At 74.8% G+C, this 18,696-nt stretch carries 1 protein-coding gene; it reads right to left on the reverse strand.

Annotation, left to right across the window (positions count from 1 at the left end; genetic code table 11):
- Nucleotides 1-15: 15 nt before the first annotated feature.
- Nucleotides 16-18,696 (reverse strand): SDR family NAD(P)-dependent oxidoreductase, encoded by an 18,681-nt coding sequence (locus tag RBJ77_RS23660; protein ID WP_372346843.1) that lies wholly within the window; start codon nt 18,694-18,696, stop codon nt 16-18.

Here is an 18,696-nt window from a genome sequence, read left to right on the forward strand (position 1 = left end):
GCTCGTTGCTCATGTCTACCTGCCGAGTTCGTTGTCGAGTGCGGCGAAGAGGTCGTCGTCGGTCGCCAGGTCGAGGTCGGTGCCGTCGGGGGCGCCGTCCACCGTCCGGAGCAGGCCGCGCAGCCGCGCGGCGTACGTTCCTGACGGTCCGTCACCGTCCGGCGGGCCGGCGGCCGCGAGCGCCGCCTCCAGTGCGTCGAGGGCGGCCTGGACCGGGTCCGGCGCCTCGCCGACCAGCTCGCTCCACAGGAATGCGGCGACGGCCCGGGTGGTCGGGTGGTCGAAGACGAGCGTGCTGGGCAGCCGCAGTGCGGTGGCGTTGTTCAGCCTGTTGCGCAGTTCGACGGCGGTGAGGGAGTCGAGGCCCAGGTCCATCAGTCCGCGCTGGACGTCGATCGTCCGCGGGGCCGGGTGGGCCAGGACGGTGCCGACCTGTTCCCTGACGAAGTCGAGCAGCAACTCCTGCTGCTCGTCCGCGTCCAGGCCCGTGAGCCGTTGCGCCAGCGGGATCTCCGCCGGGGCGGTGGCGCTCCGGCCGGCTCGGCGCCCGGTGCGCACCAGGCCCCGGTACAGCTCGGGCAGTGCGTCGCCGAGGCCGCGCAGTGCCGCGAGGTCGAGGGCCACCGGCGCGAGCACCGGGCGGGTCCCCGCCGCGCCGTCGGCCTCCTGCGCCACGGCTCCGGTCAGGGCCGAGTCGAGGGCCGCGAGCGCCCGGTCGGTCGGCATCGGCAGGATTCCGTTGCGGGCGAGCCTGGCCCGGTCGGCGTGGTCGAGGTCGTTCGCCATGCCGTCCTGCCACATGCCCCAGGCGAGGGACACGGCGGGCAGGCCGTCCGCGCGCCGGTGTTCGGCGAGCGCGTCCAGGAAGGTGTTGCCCGCCGCGTAGTTGGCCTGTCCCGCGTTGCCGACCAGTCCGGCGACGGAGGAGAAGAGGACGAAGTCCGTCAGTCCGAGTCCGGCGGTCAGCTCGTGCAGGTTCCAGGCGGCCGCCACCTTCGGCCGCAGGACCCGGTCGAGGCTCTCCGGGCCCATGGCCTCCAGCGTGGCGTCCTCGACGACTCCGGCCGCGTGCACGACCGCGGTGAGCGGGTGTTCGGCGGGGATCGAGTTGAGCAGTGCGGCCAGTGCGTCGCGGTCGGCCGCGTCGCAGGCCGCGACCCGTACGTCAGCGCCGAGCGCTGTCAGTTCGGCGACCAGGTCGTCCGCCCCGCCGCGCCGGCTGGTGAGCAGCAGGTGCCGGGCGCCGCGGGCGGTCACCAGGTGCCGGGCGACCTGGGCGCCGAGTGCGCCCGTGCCGCCGGTGATCAGCACCGTGTGCTCCGGGTCGAACGCGGCGTCGGCGTCCGGGGCCTGGGCCGGGTGCGGGACCTTGGCGAGGCGGGTCACGCGGGCCTGTCCGTCGTGGAGTTCGAGCTGCGGCCTGGGGTCGGCCAGGGCGGCGGCCAGCAGCGCCCGATCGGCCGGCAGGCCGTCCGTGACGATGTGCTGGAAGCGTCCCGGGTGCTCCGACTCGGCGGTCCTGAGCAGCCCGGACAGCGCGCTGTGCGCCAGTTCCCCGGTGCTGACCACGGCGAGCCGTGCTCCGTCCGGCAGGTCGGTGGCGAGCCACTGCCGCAGGACCGCCAGCACCTCCTGAGTGACCCGGCCGGTCTCCCGCACCGGGGCCGGGCGCACCGGCAGGACGACGACGTCGGGTGCGGTCGCGCCGTCCGCCGTCGCGGCGGCCAGGGCCGCGAGGTCGGCGTGCTGCTCGGCGGCGAGTCCGGTGTCGGTCCCGCCGAGGACCACGACGTACGGGTCGCCGCCGTCGGCGAGTGCCACACCGGCCCGCTCCACCGCGTACAGGTGCGGGGCGGAGGGGCGTTGCAGCGCGCTGCCCGCCGGCAGTTCCCGCAGGGCGAGGGAGGCGACGTGGGCGACCGGCGCGCCCGTCTCGTCAGCGATGGTGACGGCGACCGTGCCGTCCGGGCGGGTCGACAGCCTGACCCGCAAGGCACCGGCCGGGGACCCGGTCAACTGGACGCCGCCGAAGGAGAAGGGCAGCCGCAGTCCGGCCGACTCCTCCAGGAGCAGGGCGTGCAGCGCGGCGTCGAACAGGGCCGGGTGCAGGGCGAATCCGCCGGATCCGGCGGGATCGTCGGCGGGCGGCCGCACCTCGGCGTAGAGGTCGTCGCCCGACCGCCAGGCCGCCGTCAGGCCCTGGAAGGCGGGGCCGTAGCCGTAGCCCTGGTCGGCGAGGCGGTCGTACAGGTCGTCGACCGGCTGGGGTTCGGCGCCGGCCGGCGGCCAGGACGCGAGGTCGGGGACGGGGCCGGGGTCGGGGACGGCGGCCGTCACGGTTCCGGTGGCGTGCCGGTTCCAGACGTCGCCCTCCTGGTCGCCGCGCGAGTGGACGGCGACGGGCCTGCGGCCGTCGTCGTCGGGGTCGCCGACGGTGATCTGGAGCTGGAGCGCGCCCTCGTCGGGGAGGACCAGGGGTGTCTGGAGGGCGAGTTCCTCAAGCCGCTCGCAGCCGAGTGCGGTGCCCACGTGGAGCGCGAGCTCGACCAGGGCCGTGCCCGGGACGAGGAGAGTCCCGGCGACGGCGTGGTCGGCGAACCAGGGGTGGCTGCGGGCCGAGATCCGGCCGGTGAACAGGACGCCGTCGGAGTCGGCGAGCGGCACCGCGGCCCCGAGCAGCGGGTGCCGCGCGGAGTCGAGTCCGGCCGAGGTGACGTCGCCGCCGCCGGGCCCGTCGGTGAGCCAGTGGCGCCTGCGTTGGAAGGGGTACGTCGGCAGGTCCGCGGCCGGTGCGGTGCTCCCGCCGAACAGGGCGGGCCAGTCCACCGGTACGCCTCGTACGTGGGCGTGGGCCACGGCGGTGACGGCGGTGTGCGGTTCGGGGCGCCCGCCGCGCACCATCGGGACCAGGAGCGACGTGGGGTCGAGGAAGTCCTGTCCCAGCGCGCTGAGCACGCCGTCCGGGCCGAGTTCCAGGTAGGTCCGTACGCCTTCGGCCTCCAGGACGCGCGCCGCGTCGAGGAAGCGCACGGGCCGGCGGACGTGCTCCACCCAGTACTCGGGCGTGGTCAGGTCCTCCGCGCCGGCCCGCCGCCCGGTCAGGGTGGAGACGACCGGGATGGTGGGCGCGGCGTACGTGAGGCCCTTCGCGACCGTCTGGAACTCGTCCAGCATCGCGTCCATGTGCGGGGAGTGGAAGGCGTGGCTGACGCGCAGCCGCTTGGTCTTGCGGCCCAGCGCGGCGAGTTCGGCGCCGACCGCCTCGACGGCTGCCGCGTCGCCCGACAGGACCACGGAGGCTGGGCCGTTGACGGCGGCGACGCCGAGCTGGTCCTCGCGTCCGGCGAGCAGCGGCAGCACCTCCTGCTCATCGGCCTGGACGGCGAGCATGGCGCCGCCTTCGGGCAGCGCCTGCATCAGCCGGCCGCGGGCCGCGACGAGCCGCGCCGCGTCCGGCAGCGAGAGGACGCCGGCGACGTGTGCGGCGGCCAGTTCGCCGATGGAGTGGCCCGCGAGGAAGTCCGGCCGTACGCCCCAGCTTTCGAGGAGGCGGAAGAGCGCGACCTGGGTGGCGAACAGGGCGGCCTGCGTGCAGCCGGTCCGGTCCAGCGGCGCCGGGTCCTCGCCGAACAGGACGTCGAGCAGCGGTGTCTCCAGCCAGAGGTCGAGCTCCGCGCACACGGCGTCCAGGGCCCGGGCGTAGACGGGGTAGGCGGCGTACAGCTCGCGGCCCATGCCGAGTCGCTGGCTGCCCTGCCCGGTGAAGAGGAAGGCGGTGCGGCCGTCCACGGGGGTGCCGCGTACGGCCGGTGCGGCGAGGGCGTCGACCGCTTCGGGGGCGGTGGCGGCGACCACCACGGCGCGGTGCGGCAGTGCGGCCCGTCCGACGGCCAGGGTCCGGCCCGTCGGCGCCAGGTCCTGCCGGTCGGTGCCGGTGAGGGCAGCGGCGACCTGGTCGGCCTGCGCCAGCAGGGCCGCTTCGTTGTGCGCGGACAGCAGCAGCGGCACGACCGGCATCGGCTCGGCCGGTTCGGCCTGCGCGTCCGGCGCATCGGCCGGCGGCTGCTCCACGATGACGTGGGCGTTGGTGCCGCTGATGCCGAAGGAGGACACGCCCGCCCGGCGCGGCCGCTCGGACTCGGGCCACGGCACCGCGTCGGTGAGCAGTTCCACCTCGCCGGCGGACCAGTCGACGTGCGGGCTCGGCTCGTCGATGTGGAGGCTCTTGGGGAGCACGCCGTGCCGCATCGCCATGACCATCTTGATGACGCCGGCCACACCGGCCGCGGCCTGCGAGTGGCCGATGTTGGACTTCAGGGAGCCCATCAGGAGCGGCGAGGGGCGGTCCTGCCCGTAGGTGGCGAGGACGGCCCTGGCCTCGATCGGGTCGCCGAGCGTGGTGCCGGTGCCGTGCGCCTCCAGCGCGTCGACGTCGGCGGTGGTCAGGCCCGCGTTGGTCAGGGCCTGGCGGATCACCCGTTCCTGGGCGGGGCCGTTGGGGGCGGTGAGGCCGTTGCTGGCGCCGTCCTGGTTGACGGCGGTGCCGCGGATCACGCCGAGGATCCTGCGGCCGTTGCGCCGGGCGTCGGAGAGCCGCTCCAGCAGGAGGACGCCGGCGCCTTCGGCCCAGGCGGCCCCGTCCGCCCGCGCGGAGAAGGACTTGCAGCGGCCGTCGGGGGCCAGGCCGCGCTGCCGGCTGAACTCGACGAACAGGGTCGGCGCGGCCAGTACGGTCGCACCGCCGGCCAGGGCGAGGCCGCACTCGCCGTTGCGCAGCGCCTGCGCGGCGAGGTGGATCGAGACGAGGGAGGAGGAGCAGGCGGTGTCGACGGTGATCGCCGGCCCCTGCAGGCCGAAGGTGTAGGCGACGCGGCCGGAGGCGACGGAGACCGTGCTGCCGACCGACAGATAGCCCTCCATCCCTTCGGGGACGTCCTTGAGGCGTGCCGCGTAGTCGTTGGCCATGACGCCGGCGAACACGCCGGTCCGGCTGCCCTTGAGCGAGGTCGGGTCGATGCCGGCGCGCTCGAAGGCCTCCCAGCAGATCTCCAGCAGGAGGCGCTGCTGCGGGTCGATGGCGGTGGCCTCCCGGGCGCTCACCCCGAAGAGTTCGGGGTCGAACTGCGGCGCCTCGTAGAGGAATCCGCCGTGCCGGGTGTACGAGGTGCCCGCGTGGTCGGGGTCCGTGTCGTACAGGCCGTCCAGGTCCCAGCCGCGGTCGTCGGGGAACGGGCCGATGGCGTCCCGCTCGTCCGACAGCAGCGTCCACAGCTCCTCGGGGGAGCTGACCTCGCCCGGGTAGCGGCAGGCCATGGCGACGATCGCGATCGGCTCGTCGGAGGCGTCGACGGCGGGTCCGGCGGCGACAGGTCCTGCGTCGGCCGTCGTCCCGTCGGTCGTCCCGTCGGCCGGGCCGAGCAGTTCGGTGCGCAGGAAGGCGGCCAGCTCGGCCGTGCTCGGGTGGTCGAAGAGCAGCGTCGCGGGCAGCTTCAGGCCCGCGGCCGCGTTCAGCCGGTTGCGCAGTTCCACCGCCTTGAGCGAGTCGAAGCCCAGCTCGTTGAAGGCCCGTTCGGGCGCGATCCCGTCGGCGTCGGCATGGCCCAGTACGGAGGCCACGGCGCCGCGGACCAGTTCGAGGAGCGCGCGCTCCTGGTCCTTGGGGGGCAGGGGCGCCAGGCGTTCCCCGAGCGAGTTCCCGCCCGTCCGCTCGTCGGCGCCGGAGGCGGCGGCGCGCCGCGCGGGGCGCACCAGGCCGTGGAAGAGCGCGGGCAGCGTGCCGTCCGCGCTCCGCGCCCGCAGCCCGGTGTGGTCGAGGAGCGCCGGGACGAGCACCGGCCCGCCGTTCGCGAGGGCCGCGTCGAACAGGGCGAGGCCCTGCTCGCTGCCGATCGGGGCGATGCCACCGCGGGACAGGCGGGCGAGGTCGGCGTCGGTCAGGTGACCGGTCATCCCGCTGCCCTCGGCCCACAGTCCCCAGGCCAGCGACGTCCCGGGCAGGCCGAGGGTCCTGCGGTGCTGCGCGAGGGCGTCCAAGTAGGTGTTGGCCGCCGCGTAGTTGGCCTGTCCCGCGGTGCCGACCGTGCCGGCCAGCGAGGAGAACAGGACGAACGCGGCCAGGTCCAGGCCGGCCGTCAGCTCGTGCAGGTGCCGGGCGGCATCGACCTTGGGGCGCAGCACGGTGTCGAGCTGCTCGGCGGTGAGGCCGTGCAGCGTGCCGTCGTCGAGGACCCCTGCGGTGTGCAGGACCGCGGTCAGCGGGTGCTCGGTGGGGATCGCGTCCAGCAGCGCGGCGACCGCGGCCCGGTCGGCCGTGTCGCAGGCGACGACGGACACGTCGGTTCCGTGGGCGGTGAGTTCGGCCTCCAGCTCCAGCATGCCCGCGGCGTCCCGGCCGCGCCGGCTCGCCAACAGCAGGTGCCGTACGCCGTGTTCGGCGACGAGGTGGCGGGCGAACAGCCGGCCGAGGGTGCCGGTGGCGCCCGTGACGAGCACGGTGCCGTCGGGGTTCAGGGCGGGCACGGTGGCGTCCGTCGCGGGCGGCGTGGCCGTGGCAAGCCGCGGTACGAGCAGGGTCCCGTCGCGCAGGATCGCCTGCCCGTCCGGTACGGCCGCCAGCGCACGGCCGAGTTCGCCCTCGGAGAGGTCCCAGTCCGTCAGGTCGAGCAGGCCGAACCGGCCGGGGTTCTCGGCCATCGCGGTGCGCACGAGACCCCAGACGGGGGCCGCGCCGAGTCCGGCCTCCGTGCGCGCGGTGGTCGCGTCGCGGGTCACGAAGACCAGGCGCGCGTCGGCGAACCGCTCGTCGGCGAGCCACTCCTGGGCAAGGCGCAGGGCGCGGTGCGCCACGGCGCGGGGGCCGTCGTCGCCGGGGAAGGGGGCCACGACGAGCGGCGGGACGTCGGCCGGGCCGGTGAGGTCGGGGAAGCTGCCCAGCGGGGCGGGCAGTCCGTGTCCCGCGTCGTCGAGGACGGCCCACGCGGTGGCCGGTTCGGCCTTCGGGGCGGTCGTCCACTCCACCTGGAGCAGCGGCTGACGGGGAGCACCCGCACCGGCCAGCCGCGCGGGGTCCACGGGCCGCAGACCGAGCGTCTCCACCGACGCGATGGGCGCACCGCTCGCGTCGGCGAGGGACAGGGCGGCGCCCGAGCCGCGCGGGGTGATCCGGACGCGCAGCACGTCGGCGCCGGTCGCGTGCAGCCGTACGCCGGTCCAGGCGAACGGCAGCACCAGGCGGCCGTCGGCCGCGAGGGCGAGGGGGTGCAGGGCGGCGTCGAGGAGAGCCGGGTGGATGCCGAAGTCGCCCGGGGGGACGTCCGTCGGCAGCGCGACCTCGGCGTACGTCTCCTGCCCCGCACGCCACAGCGCCCGCAGGCCCTGGAAGGCGGGCCCGTACTGGAAACCCCGCTCGGCGAGCGTGTCGTACGCCGCCGTCAGGTCGACCGGTTCGGCGCCGGCCGGCGGCCAGGCGGTGTCGAGGGGCGGGTCAGCGGGTCCGTCCGCGTGGCCCAGGACGCCGGTGGCGTGCAGGGTCCACGGGTGGGTCGCGGCGTCGTCGGACCCGGGCTCCGGGCGGGAGTGGACGGACAGGGCGCGCCGGCCCTCCTCGTCCGGGGCGTCGACCACGACCTGGAGCTGTACGGCGCCGTGGGCGGCCAGCACCAGCGGTGCCTGGAGGGTCAGTTCGTCGAGCCGGTCGAGGCCCGTGTGATCACCCGCCCGGACGGCGAGGTCCACGAAGGCGGTGCCGGGGAGCAGCACGGTACCGGCCACGGCGTGGTCCGCCAGCCAGGGCTGGGTGTCGAGGGCGATCCTGCTGCTCAGGACGAGCTTGTCGTCGTCGGCGGTGCGGAGCGCGGCGCCGATGAGCGGGTGTCGCTCGGCGGCCATGCCGAGTCCGCCCGCGTCCCCGGCCGTGGCCGGGCCCTCCAGCCAGTGGCGGCGGCGCTGGAAGGGGTGGGTCGGCAGGTCGACGGGCGTGCCGGGGCCGGCGGTCACGGCGGCCCAGTCGAGCGGGGCGCCCGCGACGTGGGCCTGCGCGGCGGAGGCCAGGAAGTCGTCGAGGCCGCCCTCGCCGCGGTGGAGCGAGGGCACGGTGACGGCGCTGTCGTGCGCCGTGTCGTCGATCGTCTCCTGGAGGGCGATGGTCAGCACCGGGTGGGCGCTGGCCTCGATGAAGACGCGGTGGCCCTGGTCGAGCAGGGTCCGGGTGGCCTCCTCCAGCTGGACGGTGTTGCGCAGGTTGCGGAACCAGTACGCGCCGTCGAGCTCCGTGCCGTCCAGCGGCTGCCCGGTGACGGTGGAGAGGAAGGGCACCTCGACGGGGCGCGGGGTGAGCGAGGACAGGGCGTCGAGGAGTTCGTCGCGCAGGGTCTCGACGTGCGCGGAGTGGGAGGCGTAGTCGACCGGTATGCGCTTGGCGCGCTTCTTGTCGGCCTTGCAGTGGGCGACGAGCTCGTCCAGTGCGGTCACCTCTCCGGCGACCACCACGGACCGCGGACCGTTGTGGGCGGCGATGTCGATGGCGCCGCCCCAGCGGGTGACGAGTGCGCGGACCTCGTCGGCCGGCAGGGCCACCGAGACCATCCCGCCCGTACCCGCCAACCGTACGATCGCCCGGCTGCGCAGCGCCACGACCTTCGCCGCGTCGTCCAGGGACAGCGCCCCCGACACGACGGCCGCCGCGATCTCGCCCTGCGAGTGGCCGATCACCGCGTCGGGCTCGATGCCCACCGAACGCCACAGCGCGGCCAGGGACACCATCACCGCCCACAGCGCCGGCTGCACCACGTCCACCCGGTCGAGGCCGGGCGCGCCGTCCGCACCGCGCAGGACGTCCAGCAGCGACCAGTCGGTGAACGGTGCCAGCGCCCGCTCGCACTCGGCCAGCCGGGCGGCGAACACCGGGGAGGAGTCGACGAGTTCCAGGGCCATGCCCTGCCACTGCGAGCCCTGCCCGGGGAACACGAACACCGTCCTGCCCCGGCCGGTGACCGCGCCCTGCACGAGGTTCGCCGCGACCCCGCCGGAGGCGAGGGCGTCGAGACCGGCCAGCAGTCCGTCCCGGTCGGTGCCCGAGACGGCCGCCCGGAAGGGGAGGTGCGGGGCCCGGGTCGCGAGCGCGGCGGCGACCCGCGCGGGGTCGGTGGTGTCCGCGGCCAGCAGCTCCCGCACCTGGCCGGCCCGCGCCGCGAGGGCCGCCTCGCTCTTCGCCGACAGCACGAGCGGCAGCCCCGGCAGCTCCGCAGCCGGCCCGTCGGCCACTGCGGGCTCCGGGCCCTGTTCCAGGACCACGTGGGCGTTCGTGCCGCTGATGCCGAACGAGGACACGGCCGCGCGCCGCGGACGCGTCACCTCCGGCCACGCCCGGTGCTCGGTGACCAGCTCCACCGCGCCCGCCGACCAGTCGACGTGCGGCGTCGGCTCGTCCACGTGCAGCGTCGCCGGAAGCTCTCCGTTGCGCATCGCCATGAGCATCTTGATGATGCCCGCGACGCCCGCGGCGGCCTGTGTGTGACCGATGTTCGACTTGATCGATCCGAGGCGCAGCGGTTCGTCGCGGTCCTGGCCGTAGGTGGCCAGCAGCGCGTTGGCCTCGATGGGGTCGCCGAGGCGGGTGCCGGTGCCGTGCGCCTCGACCGCGTCGACCTCGTGCGGGGCGAGGCGGGCGTTGGCGAGGGCCTGGCGGATGACGCGTTCCTGGGAGGGCCCGTTGGGGGCGGTGAGGCCGTTGCTCGCGCCGTCCTGGTTGACCGCGGAGCCGCGGATCACGCCGAGGACGTGGTGCCCGAGCCGCCGGGCGTCCGAGAGCCGCTCCAGGACCAGCATGCCGGCGCCCTCGCCCCAGCCGGTGCCGTCCGCCGACGCGGCGAACGACTTGCAGGTCCCGTCCGGCGACAGGCCGCGCTGCCGCGAGAACTCGACGAAGGTCGTCGGCGTGGACATCACCGTGACTCCGCCGGCCAGCGCCATCGAGCATTCGCCCTGGCGCAGCGCCTGCGCGGCCAGGTGTACCGCCACCAGCGACGAGGAGCACGCGGTGTCCAGCGTCACGGCGGGTCCTTCGAGACCGAACGTGTAGGCCACCCGGCCCGACAGGACGCTGGAGATGGTGCCTGTCAGCAGATGTCCCTCGAAGCCCTCCGGCGCACCTCCAAGGCGCGACCCGTAGTCGTTGTACATGACGCCCGCGTAGACGCCGGTCGGGGAGCCGCGCAGCGCGGCGGGGTCGATCCCCGCCCGCTCCAGCGCTTCCCACGCGACCTCCAGGAGCACCCGCTGCTGCGGGTCGGTGGCGATCGCCTCGCGCGGGCTGAGCCCGAAGAACTCGGCGTCGAACTCGGCTGCCTCGTAGAGGAATCCGCCCTTGCGCGTGTACGAGGTGCCGGTCTTGTCGGGGTCGGGGTCGTAGAGGGTTTCCACGTCCCAGCCGCGGTCGGACGGGAACGTGTCGATGGCGTCGCGGCCCTCCGCGACGAGCCGCCACAGGTCCTCGGGCGAGGAGACTCCGCCCGGGTAGCGGCAGCCCATGCCGACCACGGCGATCGGTTCGTCGAGTCCCGCGGAGTGGGCGGTCGTTGCCGGGACGGCAGCCGTGCCGGTGGCGTCGAGCCGCTCCAGCAGGAAGTCCGCCACGGCCTGCGGCGACGGGTGGTCGAAGACGAGGGTGGTGGGCAGGCGCAGTCCGGTCACCGCGTTGAGGCGGTTGCGCAGTTCGACGCTGGTGAGGGAGTCGAAGCCGGTGTCCTTGAACGCCCTGGCCGGGTCGATGTCGGCGTCGGCGCCGTGGCCGAGGACCAGTCCGACGGTCTCGCGCACGGTCCTGAGCACGGCCTGGGCCCGCTCCTCCGCGGTGAGCGCGATCACTCGCTCGGCCCACGACGAGTCGGCGCCACGGGCGGTGCCGGCCGCCTGCCTGCGGCGGACGCGGACCAGGCCGGTGAACAGTTCGGGGAGCGCGTTCTCCGTGGCGCGGGCGCGCAGGGCGGTCAGGTCGAGTTCGGCGGGGACCAGCAGCGGTTCGGCCGAGGCGAGTGCCGCGTCGAACAGGTCGAGACCCAGGTCCGGGGTGAGCGGCACGATGCCGCTCCGCTTCCACCGGGCGACGTCGGCGTCGGCGAGGGTTCCGGCCATGCCGTCGGCGCTGTCCCACAGGCTCCAGGCGAGGGAGGTGGCGGGCAGGTGCCGGGCGCGGCGGTGCTGGGCGAGGGCGTCGAGGAAGGTGTTCGCGGCGGCGTAGTTGGCCTGGCCCGCGTTGCCCATGAGACCGGCGATGGACGAGAACAGGACGAACGAGGCGAGGTCGAGGGACTCGGTGAGGCGGTGCAGGTTCCAGGCCGCGTCGGCCTTCGGCCGCAGCACCCGCTCCAGACGGTCGGCCGACAGCGAGGCGACCGTCACGTCGTCGAGGACGCCCGCCGTGTGCACCACGGCGGTCAGCGGACGCTCGGCCGCGACCTCGTCCAGCAGCCCTGCCAGCGCGTCGGAGTCCGCGACGTCGCACGCCGCCACCCGAGCCTGTACGCCCAACTCGGCGAGTTCGGCGACGAATTCGGCGGCCCCCGGAGTGTCACTCCCACGCCGCGACACCAGCAGCAGGTGCCGTGCACCGTGCCGGGTCACCAGCCTGCGTGCCACCAGCCGTCCCAGGGTGCCCAGGGCGCCGGTCACCAGGACCGTGCCCTCCGGGTCCAGAGCGGCCACGGTGCCCTCGACGGCGCCCGGGGCACGCGTCAGACGGGGCACGAGCAACGCGCCGTCCCGTACCGCCACTTCGGGCTCGCCGGAGGCCAGCACGGCGGGCAGCAGCTCGGCACCGCTCTCGTCCACGTGGACGAGGACGAGCCGGCCGGGCTGCTCGGTCTGCGCGGTGCGGACGAGGCCGACGAGCGGGGCCGTGTGCAGCGCGCCGTCCGGTACGACGAGGACGAGACGGCTCTCCGCGAACTGCGGGGCGGCCAGCCAGGCGCGCACCGCGTCGAGGCCGCGCGCCGCCGTGGCGTGGGTCCGGTCCAGTACGTCGTCGGTGGCGCCGGCGGCGAGCTGCTGCTCGCCGAGTACCACGAACTCCGGTACGGCGGTTCCGCCGTCGACGGCGGCGCCGAGCGCGGCGAGGTCGGCGTAGGGGGCCTCGCCGATCCTGACCCAGCGCTGGTCGGCGACCGGCTCGACCGCGGGGACGGCCTCCCAGGCCACCCCGTACAGGGACTCGACGGCCGGTCCGGCGACGGCGAGCCGGTCGCGGGCGATGGGCCGCAGGGCGACCGATTCGATCGCCGCCACCGGGGCGCCGGTGCCGTCGGCGAGCGCGAGACGGGCGGTGTCCTGGCCGGTACGGGTCCAGCGGACGCGCAGCACCGTGGCGCCGACCGCGTGCAGCGCGAAGCCCGAGAACGAGAACGGCAGCCGGATCGTGCCGTCGTCCGACGCAGAGTCCGCCGCCTCCAGGACGAGGGGGTGCAGCACGGCGTCGAGGAGGGTGGGGTGCACCCCGCAGCGCGCCGCCTCGGTGTGCAGCCGGTCGGGCAGGGCGACCTCGGCGAACAGGTCGTCACCCGCGCGCCAGGCCGCCGTCAGGCCCTGGAAGGCGGGCCCGTAGCCGTAGCCCAGGTCGTCGAGGCGGTCGTAGACGCCGTCCAGCGGGATCGGGGTGGCGTCGGCCGGGGGCCACTGGTCGAGGGCGACGCCGGGTGCGGGGACGGCGGAGGTGAGCAGGCCGGCCGCGTGGGCGGTCCACTGCTCCTCGCCGGTGCGGGCGTACACGGTGAACCGGCGGTCGCCGCGCGCGTCGGCCCGGTCGACGGTCAGCCGCAGTTGGGCGGCCGTCTGCCGCGGGAGGACCAGGGGTGCCTGGAGGGTGAGTTCCTCCACGGTGGCGTGCCCCAGCCGCTCGGCCGCGGTGCCCGCGAGTTCCAGGAACAGGGTGCCCGGGACCAGGACCGTCCCGCCGATCGCGTGGTCGGCCAGCCACGGGTGCGAGGACAGCGACACGGAGGCCGAGAACTGCACGGCGTCACCGTCGGGCTCCGTGATCACGGCGGCCAGCAGCGGATGGTCCACGGCCGTCAGGCCCAGGCCGGCCGCGTCGCCGGAACGCGGTGCGTCCAGCCAGAAGCGCTCGCGCTGGAACGCGTACGTGGGCAGCTCCACCACGCCGGAACCCGGCAGGAAGCCCGCCCAGTCCACCTCCACGCCGTGGGTGTGCACGGCGCCGAGGGCGGCGAGCAGGGAGCGCCGCTCCGGACGCCCCTTGCGCAGGGCCGACACCACGACGACGCCTTCGGTGTCGGCCAGGCACTCCCCCGCCAGACCGGCCAGTGTCGCGTCGGGGCCCAGCTCGACGAACGCCGTCACGCCCCGTCCGGCCAGGGTGGCGACCCCGTCGGCGAACCGGACGGCCGAGCGGGCCTGAACGGCCCAGTACTCCGGCGCGAACTCCTCGATCACCTCACCGGTGACGTTCGAGACGACCGGGATACGGGGCACCGCGTGCGTCAACTCCCGCGCCACCGCAGTCAGTTCGTCCAGCATGCCGTCCAGATGTGCGGAGTGGAAAGCGTGACTCACCTTCAGCCGCGTCGCCTTCACGCCCTCCGCGCGCGCCAGCTCCACGACATCGAGCACGGCCGCCTCGTCACCCGAAACGACCGTGCCAGTCGGGCTGTTGAGACCGGCGACCTCCACACCGGTACGGCCGTCGAGCCATCCGGCGACGCGCTCCTCGCCCGCGTTCAGAGCAGCCATCGCCCCGCCCGCGGCGACACCGTCCATCAGCCGGGCCCGCGCACACACCAGACGCGCCGCATCCGGAAGCGACAGCACACCCGCCACATGAGCCGCCGCCACCTCACCCACCGAATGACCCACCAGAAAGTCCGGGGTCACCCCGTAGTGGGACAACAGACGAAAAAGCGCCACCTCGATCGCGAACAGCGCAGGCTGCGTGAACGCCGTCCGCTCCAGCAGCTCCGGCTCACCCACGATCACGCCAGCGAGCGAGCGGTCCAGATGGACGTCCAGCGCCGCGACAACCTCGTCGAACGCCACGGCGAACACCGGCTCGCTCACGTACAACTCACGCCCCATGCCCAGGCGTTGACTGCCCTGGCCGGAGAACAGGAACGCCAGTGAGCCCGTCGTGGCGGCCTCGCCCGGGGTCAGCGCGCGCAGTGCGTCCAGGAGTTCCTCGCGGGTCTCGCCCACGACCACCGCACGGTGGTCGAAGCGGGCCCGCGACACCGCGAGAGAGCGGCCCACGGCCGCGACGTCCAGCTCCGGCCGCTCCTCCAGGAACGACACCAGCCGCCCCGCCTGCTCCGACAGGGCGGCCCCCGACTTCGCGGACACCACCCACGGCACCGGGCCCGGCGCCGACGGCTCCTGAGCGGCAGCCACGGTCGGCGTGGCCTGCTCGACGATGAGGTGGGCGTTGGTCCCGCTGATGCCGAAGGACGAGACGCCCGCCCGGCGCGGACGGTCGAGCTCGGGCCACTGCTCGGCCCGCGTCAGCAGTTCCACCGCGCCGGCCGACCAGTCGACGTGCGCGGTCGGCTCGGCCACGTGCAGCGTCGCGGGCAGGACGCCGTTGCGCATCGCCATGACCATCTTGATCACGCCCGCGACGCCCGCGGCGGCCTGCGTGTGACCGATGTTCGACTTCAACGAGCCGAGCCGGAGCGGCTGTTCGCGGTCCTGGCCGTAGGTGGCCAGCAGTGCGTTGGCCTCGATCGGGTCGCCGAGCCGGGTACCGGTACCGTGCGCCTCCACCGCGTCCACGTCGGACGCGGACAGGCGGGCGTCGGCCAGCGCGGCGCGGATGACCCGCTCCTGGGAGGGCCCGTTCGGCGCGGTCAGGCCGTTGCTGGCGCCGTCCTGGTTCACGGCGGAGCCACGGATCACCGCGAGCACCTGGTGTCCGTTGCGCTCGGCGTCCGACAGCCGCTCCAGGACGAGCAGGCCCACGCCCTCGGCCCAGCCCGTGCCGTCCGCCGTCGAGGAGAACGCCTTGCAGCGGCCGTCCGGGGAGAGGCCGCGCTGCCGGGAGAACTCCACGAACATGCCGGGGGTGGCCATGACGGACACGCCGCCGGCGAGGGCCACGGAGGACTCGCCCTGGCGCAGTGACTGCGCGGCCAGGTGGAGTGCGACGAGCGAGGACGAGCAGGCGGTGTCGACGGTGACCGCCGGGCCTTCGAGTCCGAAGGTGTAGGCGAGGCGGCCGGAGGCGACGCTGGCGGTGTTGCCGGTCAGCAGGTAGCCGTCGTGGCCGCCGGACGGCTCGTGCAGCCGCGGCCCGTACTCCTGTGCCGTGGCGCCCACGTACACACCGGTGCGGGTGCCGCGCAGCGCGGCGGGGTCGATGCCCGCCTGCTCGAAGGCCTCCCAGGCGGTCTCCAGGAGCAGCCGCTGCTGGGGCTCCATCGCGGCCGCCTCGCGGGGGCTGATGCCGAAGAACTCTGCGTCGAACCGGTCCGCGTCGTGCAGGAAGCCGCCTCGGGCGGCGTAGGTCGTGCCGGGGCCGTCCGCGTCGGGGGCGAGGAGCGCGTCGAGGTCCCAGCCCCGGTTGGTGGGGAATCCGTCGACCGCGTCGACCTCGTCGCCGACCAGCCGCCACAGGTCCTCGGGCGAGGTGACCCCGCCCGGCAGCCGGCACGCCATGCCGACGATCGCGATCGGCTCGTCGGGGCCCACGGGTCCGTACGCGTCGTCGCCCTGGTCCAAGTACTGGTCCTGGTCGTCGCCTTCGCCGTCCTGGTCCGTGCCGAGGAGCTGGTCAGCGAGGTGTTCGGCGAGTCTGGCCGGGGTCGGGTGGTCGTAGAGGAGGCCGGCGGGCAGCGCGAGTCCGGTGGCCGTGTTCAGCGCGTTCCGCAGTTCGACGGCCGAGAGGGAGTCGAAGCCGAGTTCCTTGAAGGTCGTGTCGACGGGTACGTCGCGCGCCGATCCGTGGCCGAGCACCGCCGCCACGTGCGCGCGCACCAGTGCTAGCTCGTCGCCGCGCGGCGCGGGCCGCTTCGGCCGGCTCCGCCTCGCCCCGGCGGGGCGGGTCTCGACGGGCCGGGCCTCGGTGGGCGCGTCCGCCGGACCGTCCAGCCAGAAGGGCCGGCGCTGGAAGGCGTACGTGGGCAGGTCCACCAGGCCCGAACCCGGCAGGAGCCGCTCCCACTCCACGCCGACGCCGTGCACGTGCGCTGCGGCCAGCGCCGTCAGCAGGGAGCGCCGCTCCGGACGCCCCTTGCGCAGGACCGACACCACCACGGCGTCCTCGGCTCCCGCCAGGCACTCCCCCGCCAGACCGGCCAGTGTCGCGTCGGGGCCCAGCTCGACGAACGCCGTCACGCCCCGTCCGGCCAGGGTGGCGACCCCGTCGGCGAACCGGACGGCCGAGCGGGCCTGAACGGCCCAGTACTCCGGCGCGAACTCCTCGATCACCTCACCGGTGACGTTCGAGACGACCGGGATACGGGGCACCGCGTGCGTCAACTCCCGCGCCACCGCAGTCAGTTCGTCCAGCATGCCGTCCAGGTGCGCGGAGTGGAAAGCGTGACTCACCTTCAGCCGCGTCGCCTTCACGCCCTCCGCGCGTGCCAGCTCCAGGACGTCGAGTACGGCCGCCTCGTCACCCGAAACGACCGTGCCGGCCGGGCTGTTGAGTCCCGCCACCTCCACACCGGACCGACCGTCGAGCCATCCGGCGACGCGCCCCTCGCCCGCGTTCAGAGCAGCCATCGCCCCGCCCGCGGCGACACCGTCCATCAGCCGGGCCCGCGCACACACCAGACGCGCCGCATCCGGAAGCGACAACACACCCGCCACATGAGCCGCCGCCACCTCACCCACCGAGTGACCCACCAAATAGTCCGGGGTCACCCCGTAGTGGGACAGCAGACGGAACAGGGCCACCTCGATCGCGAACAGCGCAGGCTGCGTGAACGCCGTCCGCTCCAGCAGCTCCGGCTCACCCACGATCACGCCGGCGAGCGAGCGGTCCAGATGCACGTCCAGCGCCGCGACAACCTCGTCGAACGCCGCCGCGAACACCGGCTCCGCCACGTACAACTCACGCCCCATGCCCAGGCGCTGGCTGCCCTGACCGGAGAACAGGAACGCCACCGCGCCGTCCGGCACCGCACGGCCCGACGCCACACCGGCCGCGGGCGTACCGGCGGCCAACGCCCCTACTGCTGCCAGGAGTTCGTCACGGGTCTCGCCCACGACCACCGCACGGTGGTCGAAGCGGGCCCGCGACACCGCGAGAGAGCGACCCACCGCCGCGACGTCCAGCTCCGGCCGCTCCTCCAGGAACGACACCAGCCGCCCCGCCTGACCGGCCACGGCTGCGGCCGACTTGCCGGACACGACCCACGGCACCGCGCCCGATGCGGGCTGCTCGGCGCCGGGCAGTTCCTGGGGCGCCGCCACCTCGGCGGGCCGGTCCGACAGCACGACGTGGCAGTTCGTGCCGCCCATGCCGAAGGAGCTGACGCCCGCGTAGAGCGGCTCGTCCGGCCGCGGCCACGGCTCGCGGCTCTGCTGGACGGCGAGCTTCAGCGCGTCGAACTCGATGTCGGGGTTGGGGGTTTCGAAGTTCAGGCTCGGCACGAGTTCGCGGTGGCGGATGCAGAGCGCCGCCTTCAGCAGGCCGACGATACCGGCGGCCCCTTCGAGGTGTCCGACGTTGGTCTTCACCGATCCGACCCGCAGCTCGGCCCCGTCCGCGCGGCCGTCACCGAGGACCGCGCCCAGGGCCGACGCCTCGATCGGGTCGCCCACCTTCGTTCCTGTGCCGTGGAGTTCGAGGTACTGGACCTGCTCGGCGGGCACCTGTGCGCGTTCGTACGCCTGCCGCAGGACGTCCTGCTGACCGGCCGGGCTCGGCACGGTGAGGCCCTCGGTCGTCCCGTCGTTGTTCATGGCGCTGCCGTGCAGCACGCAGTAGACCGGGTCGCCGTCCGCCAGGGCGGCGTGCAGCGGCTTGAGCACCACGAACGCGCCGCCCTCGCCTCGGACGTAGCCGTTCGCGCGGGCGTCGAAGGTGTAGCTGAGGCCGTCGGGGGACAGGGCGCCGAACCGTTCCGCGCCGAGGGTGCTGTCCGGCACCAGGTTGAGGTTGACTCCGCCGGCGACGGCCGTGGCGGACTCGCCGCGGCGCAGGCTCTCGACCGCGAGGTGCACGGCGACCAGAGAGGAGGACTGGCCGGTGTCCACGGCCGCGCTCGGTCCGTGCAGGCCGAGGGTGTAGGAGATCCGGTTGGCGATGACGCCGCGGTTGAGGCCGGTCAGCGTGTGGTGGGTGATGCCGTCGGCCCCGCGCCGGTGCGTGAGGGCGGCGTAGTCGTCGGCGATGACGCCGACGAAGACACCGGTCCGGGTGTCGGCGAGGCCGGACGGGAGGATCCTGGCGTCCTCCAGTGCCTCCCAGGCGAGTTCAAGCATGAGCCGCTGCTGCGGGTCCATCGCCGACGCCTCGCGCGGGCTGACGCCGAAGAAGGCGGCGTCGAAGCCGCTGACGTCCTCCAGGTAGCCGCCCGGCCGCGCGGGCAGTTCGGGGCGGCCCGCCGGGGGTGCGCCGATCGCACTGCGGCCGTCGCGCAGCAGCTGCCACAGCTGTGCGGGGTTCTCCGCGTGCGGCAGCCGGCAGGACATACCGACAATGGCGATCGCCTCGGTCGAAGTCGACGTGTCCGCTTGGAATTCAGCCAT

It is taken from the genome of Streptomyces sp. KL116D, assembly GCF_030766975.1.
In the GTDB taxonomy this organism is placed as follows: Bacteria; Actinomycetota; Actinomycetes; order Streptomycetales; family Streptomycetaceae; genus Streptomyces; species Streptomyces longispororuber_A.